The 6,412-nt window shown below is 50.4% G+C and carries 6 protein-coding genes, 2 pseudogenes and 1 other annotated feature; of the genes and pseudogenes, 1 reads left to right on the top strand and 7 read right to left on the bottom strand.

What is annotated here, in order from left to right:
* Positions 1-693: type VI secretion system contractile sheath domain-containing protein (locus DEO48_RS15515; protein WP_181367017.1), on the bottom strand; the 693-nt coding region annotated here is incomplete at its 3' end.
* 24 nt (positions 694-717) lie between these two features.
* Entirely contained in the window at positions 718-1,221 is a 504-nt protein-coding gene (gene tssB / locus DEO48_RS15510) for a type VI secretion system contractile sheath small subunit (RefSeq protein ID WP_046897925.1), read from the bottom strand.
* 592 nt (positions 1,222-1,813) lie between these two features.
* Between tssB and DEO48_RS15500 the strand changes: the two genes are divergently transcribed.
* Positions 1,814-2,392, top strand: a complete 579-nt coding sequence (locus DEO48_RS15500) for a histidine phosphatase family protein (protein WP_373863502.1) — start codon at positions 1,814-1,816, stop codon at positions 2,390-2,392.
* Between the two features lie 29 nt (positions 2,393-2,421).
* On the opposite strand, the gene DEO48_RS15495 is transcribed toward DEO48_RS15500, so the two are convergent.
* The 5 genes and pseudogenes from DEO48_RS15495 to DEO48_RS15465 all read right to left on the bottom strand — a co-directional run.
* Entirely contained in the window at positions 2,422-2,784 is a 363-nt protein-coding gene (locus DEO48_RS15495) for a YcgJ family protein (RefSeq protein ID WP_109845660.1), read from the bottom strand.
* A 215-nt stretch (positions 2,785-2,999) separates the two neighbouring features.
* Positions 3,000-3,404, bottom strand: a complete 405-nt coding sequence (locus DEO48_RS15490) for a phosphate-starvation-inducible protein PsiE (protein ID WP_109845659.1) — start codon at positions 3,402-3,404, stop codon at positions 3,000-3,002.
* A gap of 362 nt (positions 3,405-3,766) precedes the next feature.
* A pseudogene (locus DEO48_RS15480) lies at positions 3,767-4,072 on the bottom strand (integrase core domain-containing protein); the annotation flags it as partial.
* A gap of 16 nt (positions 4,073-4,088) precedes the next feature.
* On the bottom strand, positions 4,089-5,171 hold the full coding sequence (locus DEO48_RS15475; RefSeq protein ID WP_020803817.1) for an IS110 family transposase: 1,083 nt from the start codon (positions 5,169-5,171) through the stop codon (positions 4,089-4,091).
* Positions 5,172-5,429: 258 nt separating this feature from the next.
* Positions 5,430-6,385 (bottom strand): annotated as a pseudogene (locus DEO48_RS15465) (IS3 family transposase); the annotation flags it as partial.
* Positions 5,961-6,077, bottom strand: a sequence feature (AL1L pseudoknot). Its footprint overlaps the pseudogene before it by 117 nt.
* Positions 6,386-6,412: the final 27 nt, after the last annotated feature.

Raw genomic sequence — 6,412 nt, 5'->3', positions numbered from 1 at the left:
TTCTGACTCACGCAGGGCGCGCCATTTGGTATAGGCCGGGCCTTCAAATACCGATTTGAGATCCTTGATGGAGGGAAGATCGGTAAAACTGTCTACCCCAAAGAAGGTCGGTGCCACAGACGAAATACAGGGTGCATGTGCCATTGCGCCTACGGCGCTCAGGTATTGCATCAGCTTGATGTCCGGAGAGCTTTGGGTCAGGGAATAATCACCAATCACCGCACCGACAGGTTCCCCACCAAACTGGCCATAACCGGTGGAGTAAACATGCTTATAGAATCCGGACTGGGTGATTTCAGGTGCAAATTCAAAATCATCAAGCAGCTCATCTTTAGTCGCGTGTAACATCAAAATTTTGATGTTCTCGCGGAAATCTGTTTTATCAACAAGCACCCTGGCCGAACGCCAGGTGGATTCCAGTGCCTGGAACTCACGGGCATGCAGAATTTCATCGATCTGGGCGCTGAGTTTTTTGTCCAGCTCAACAATCATGCGGTCAACCAGAGCTTTGTTGACTGGTTCGGCGGCATCACCACTGTCAAGGATGTTGGATATCAGCGCCGTAATACCCTGCTTCGCGACGTTATAGCCTTCGTCAACAGGCGTAATACGCGCCTGCGCCATAATCTCGTCAAGCAGTGAGGAAGATGCCCCGGCATCATCAGTGCGGGTTTGTTTTTCGGTAGCAGACATAATTTTTCCCTTACTGTTGTTGCATTATTTTTCTGGCTTAATGAGATCCAGCTCTTGAAGCAACTGTTCACGGGCATCAGGGTTTGCAAGCAAATCCTGCAAACGGTTACGGAATGAGGGGATATTTCCCAGTGGTCCCTTAAGTGCAACCAGCGCCTCACGCAACTCCAGCAATTTACGTAACTCAGGGACCTGCTGTGCAAGGTTGTCCGGGGAGAAATCAGCAAGAGAAGCAATGTTCAGATGAACAGGCAGGTCATCTTCGCTTTCTTCTTCAAGACGATTTGGCACGTTAAAAGCGAGATCAATTTTGCTTTCCCGCATGACGGCATTGAAATTGTTCTTGTCCAGCGATACCGTCTGTCGTTCTTCAATCGGCGTTTCTTCTGTGCGCCCTTTCAGGTCGCCAACGATCATCAGCGTTAAGGGTAATTCAACCTCTGCCTGTTGCCCGCCGGTAGCAGGAACATATTTGATATTAATTCTTTCTTTCGGCGCGACAGAGGAGGTGCCTGTATTTTTACTCATATTCTTCTCACTCGATTTTTCACAAATCAGAAATTAAAACCGGCGGACCAGCAAATACAACCGGGTATCCCCGGACGAAGATTCAGGTATTCACCAGACGGTTAATTGGCGATAGTCACCTGACGTTACAGCCTCATACGGAGGAACGGTGCGCAGGAATGATGCCGAATATGCTAGATCATAACACTACATATTTGCAATAAAACAGAATTAAAGATCGCAAACAGATCACAAAAAGAGACATAACCTCAAAATGTAACAAACAAGATACATCAAGACTAATCTGACAGACATTATCATTGCAGCACAAAACGCCTGCCTGAACACACCGGGGCCTTTCTTTTAAGAATATTATTTCAACGCCATAATGAATACATCCATCCTTTTTATCGGGCTGGATATAAATATGTCTAAATGCACATTACAAAACACAAATGGAAACATAAAGGGCATCAAACTCACTTGCATAGCAATAAACATCAAAAGAAGCACAAACAAAATAACCCTCATTGTATTTTCGTTTAAAATAGCCATGAGCATTATTTCGTTTCTTTCACAGATAAGATTCATTCTGATGGTTACATTAAAATCTCTGTTACAACATGCCTTGCTGATGACTTTCGGTTCTTTGTTGCTGACTGCTTTTACTGTGCAGGCAGAAACCACCGTCGTATTCCTGCGCCACGGTGAAAAACCGGAGGCACCCACCGGTCAGCTGACCTGCAAAGGGTTTAATCGTGCGCTGGCACTGCCATCAGTACTGTTGACCCGTTTTGGCCAGCCTGATGCGATTTATGCGGCTGCACCAAAGCAAAACAAAACCGGCAGTTCACTGCGTCCGTTGAGTACCATACTCCCCACCGCTATCCGGGCAGAACACCCGGTGATCCTCAAATACCATGCCACGGAGACGGACGGGTTGGTCAGCGATCTTCTATCCACCAGCAACAGACAACAGTGGGTGTTTGTCTCATGGGAACACAAAAACCTGGTGGTCGCCGCGAAGGCGTTGGTCAAACAGACCGGCGGTGATCCAGAGCAGATCCCGTCGTGGCCCGGGCACGATTTCGATAGCCTGTATATTGTCAAACTTAACGATCAGGGCCGGTTTGTGTCATTCAGCAAAGAAAGCGAGGGGCTGAACGAGGTAAGCGATCGCTGTCAGCAATGAAAAATAAGGGATCTGCCAGGTCCCTTCACTCATTGGGCAAACAGCCACTGTGTCGTTTTGCTGTCGATCTTACCGGAAGGTTTACCGTCAGCACCAAAATAGCGGTCCTGACGACACTCGTGTGCTTTGGTATCACAATACACGCCATTGGCAAATGTAAACGCCGTACGGTCAAATTCTCCCTGCACAGCCAGTTGCTTCCCTTTTTTTGCCCCCAGGTATTTCGTCGTCAGCGCATCTGAAACACCCGCCGCATCGGCACAAAAATAAACGTCACAGACGACACCCTTTGCCGGCGAACGGAGTGGGTTGTGTTCGGTCGCCCCCGCCAGAACAGAGAAACCGCTCCCGATAATCAGCAACAGCGCGGTAAATGCAGTTTTTATACTCATCCGTTTTCCTCTCCCGAAAGTCAGCGTACCATTTTAAAAGCGAGGTTCCCTGCGGTGAACATCCTGGTGACAGGCAGATGTCCGCGCGTTGTTGCGTTCCTCTGAGGATATTTTATCACCCGCGCCCTCCCTCCGGAGGCGCGCACCACTATTCAGTTATCAATATTCATGCCACACAACACTAGCAACGGAAGGTGTCATGACTTTGCCACGGCTCACTCACGTTTCAGTCGCGGCGAATTGCACAGCCACAGCGTCATGACCATCACCAGTATCGCCCCGGCATACACCAGAACATCACGCGAAGACGGATGCTCAACAATAATCAGCCTGACGATGACCGTGATGCCAATATAAATGATGTAACGCAGCGGAAAATGGTACCCTGCCAGAAAATACTTCACGATAAGCGCGATAAATTTGAAGTACAGAGAATACACCATCAACCCGGCCATCAGACTGTATTTGCTGTTATCCGCCGCAGGTTCAAACCGTACTTCACCCGGATGAAGGGTTTCCTTTGCGAGGAACGCAACCAGTATCAGTCCCGGCAACAACAGTGCGGCATTGAGTATCAGCTGAAGACATCTTGATATCACTGCCGGTACTGCATGAAACATTCGTTCAACGGGTAACATTCTTGTCCTTGTCCTGTTGCCGGTGCATCCGGAACCAACATCCCTCCCAATACCACAGATAAGCACACCGAACGCCTTACACTCCGGCCGCATGCCAGGCCATTCCCGGAACAGGGTATTACCGGTGTCACAAAAACGCATTCGGCTGAGTGCGAAGCATGCAGACGTCAGTGGATTTGACATCCGGGACAGCATACCCACACTCATGCGAAAGGACTATCCGGCCACTCCAGGTTATCCCTTCATCGCAGGCCTGAAAGCCAGAATGGACCGCCACCGAGGCCTCGAACCCCGCACCTGTATGAACCGCCCCGGTTTTTTTGGAGAGTTTTAAGTCCGGAAGCTCAGGCTGCCAGATCATTATTTGCACTGGAAGCATAATAAGCTTTTTCGGCTTCTACCGGCGGTATGTGTCCTAGCCGTTCAAGCAACCTTCGATTGTTGAACCAGTCCACCCATGCCAGTGTCGCAAGCTCCACTTCTGCATGGTTTTTCCAGCTCTTACGGTGTATCACTTCCGCTTTGTAAAGGCCATTGATGCTCTCGGCCAGGGCATTATCGTAAGAGTCCCCTGTGCTGCCTGTCGACGCCAACAGTTCCGCCTCCTGCAACCGCTGGGTGTACGGCAGTGACACGTATTGGGAGCCCTTGACGCCCTTCTAAGTGTCAAGTCGTTATTTGAGTGCTGTTAATCTGCCGATTTTGATTGCGAAGCAGTGTGAAGACCTCGCGTGCGATATAACGTTTCAGGCAGCGCAGCGCTTCCATTTTTGAGTGCCCTTCCGCGACTCTTTTCGCGACATACTCCTGCGTTTTCGTATCTGTACGTAACCGGCCTATAGCGATGATATGCAGGGCGCTATTTGCTGCGCGATCTCCACCACGGTTCAGTCTGTGGCGATTTGTTTTTCCTGATGAGACGGGAACGGGACTGACTCCGCATAAGGCCGCGAAGCCAGGCTCAGACTGCAGCCGTTGAGGGTTATCACCCGCAGTGATGAGCAGCTGAGAAGCGGATTCATAGCCGATAGCGTTACGCTTGATCAGCTCAGGTGCCAGCTCATCAACGATTGACGCGATCATGATATCCAGGTCTGCTATTTCATCGTGAAGTTCAAGATATCGTCGAGCCAGCGATTTCAGGGCAATACGATAAGCATCCTGAACATTACGATACGCCGTCACATCCGGCCGCCATGCGGCCAGGGTTCGAATCAGCTGCATCCGGGTCAGATTACGTAATTGATCACGTAGTTCATCCGGAGATGAAACGATATTCATCTGGATCATTTGCAGCGCAATACGACGTGCTGCAACGGCTGTTTTTCGGCAGACTTTCAGAACGCGGAGTGCTTCAATCATCCCGCTTCGTGTTTTAGGTGTGACAGTGCGTATCAATGAGAAAGCTGCGTGGGCGGCACTTTCAGCATCAATTGTGTCACTTTTTCCACGCCTGCGGCGTTCCATTTTATCCGGAGCAGTCACTTCCAGCACGGTGATGCCGGCATTTTGCAGGTGGCGTAGCAAGCCAGCGCCGTAAGAACCGGTACATTCAACTCCGATGCGGGCAACCGTTCCAAAAGATGCCATCCATGTCAGCATCTGCCGATATCCCTGCCGGGTTGTCGCGAAAAAATCACTGCCTAAAACGCGGTTGTTTTCATCAACTACTGCAGCAACGTGCAGGTCCTTATGCGTATCAACGCCGCCCACGACAAACGGTGGGCGAACTGATTTAGTCTTCGCCATAGCCTAATCCTTTCTGGAACTTATCGTCATTTCTCCTGACGATAACCCGGACAGGACAGTAAGGAGACAAGACGTCAGGCCCTTCTTGAGTCACGCGCATCGGTGAGGAGAAGCCTCGCATGAAGTACTTTCCGTCAACCGACGGGTCCAGGGAAAGACACATTTCTGGTCGATCAGAGTGTGAGTCAGGTAGCCGGAAAGTCTTCACTGCATCAGTGATCTCACCGCGCGAACAAAACAGCAAGCATGATGATGAGAACTGACACAGACATTCTTACTGTCCGAGTGATGGATTGTACCTGTGGGGCGACGAGACCACAGAGCTTGTTCCAGCGCATCCAGCACGAACCTGGCTTCCATCGACGATGAGACCCGCCAGCCAACGATCGTGCCGGCGAACACATCGATGATGAACGCCACATACGCGAAGCCCTGCCAGGTGCTGACGTACGTAAAATCTGCACACCAAAGCTGATTGGGACGTTCTGCCACGAACTGACGGTTTACCAGATCCGCAGCGGTCGCTGTTTTGCGACCAACTGTGGTCTTGATGACTTTGCCGCGGAGTACGCCCCTAAGACCGATTATTTTCATCAGACGTTCAACCGTACACCGGGCAACGCTAAAGCCCTCGCGAAGTAACTGACGCCAGACTTTTCGTGCTCCATAGACACTGTAATTTTCTTCGTAAACGCGTTTTATCTCCTGGCTGATTTGAGCATCATACTTTTCTCGTTGGCTGCATTTTTCAGGATGTAGCTGGCGTTGTTGATGCCAGTAGTATGTCGACGGGGCAATATCCAGCTCGCGACATACCGGCCCGGCCCCGTGTGTACCACTCAGACGTTGCATAAGTGGCATTATTTTTTCCAGTGGCGGTCGAGCTCCGCCTGCGCAAAATAAGCAGAGGCCTGGCGCAATATGTCATTGCTGCGGCGTAGCTCCCGATTCTCACGTTCCAGTTCTTTTAAACGCTGACGTTCATTGGTGCTCAACTCGCCAACATCCGTGCTTACCGGGCTGGCACCACCACGGACATCATTTTTATGCTGACGCAACCAGGCGCGTAGCGTGTCGTAATGGCACCCGATTTTTGAGGATATGGCACGAATGGCATCTGGCTCAGAGTCATATTCATCACGGTGTTCCAACAGCATTCTGACTGCGCGCTCACGCAGCTCAGGGGGATAGCGTTTGGCGGATTGTGTTTTCATTTTGGGTCTCCTTTCATTGAGAGTTTA

It is taken from the genome of Enterobacter sp. CGMCC 5087, assembly GCF_003144775.1.
Lineage (GTDB): Bacteria > Pseudomonadota > Gammaproteobacteria > Enterobacterales > Enterobacteriaceae > Enterobacter > Enterobacter cloacae_M.
Note: the sequence above shows the minus strand (reverse complement) of the source record. Positions and strands in the feature narration are given on the sequence as shown.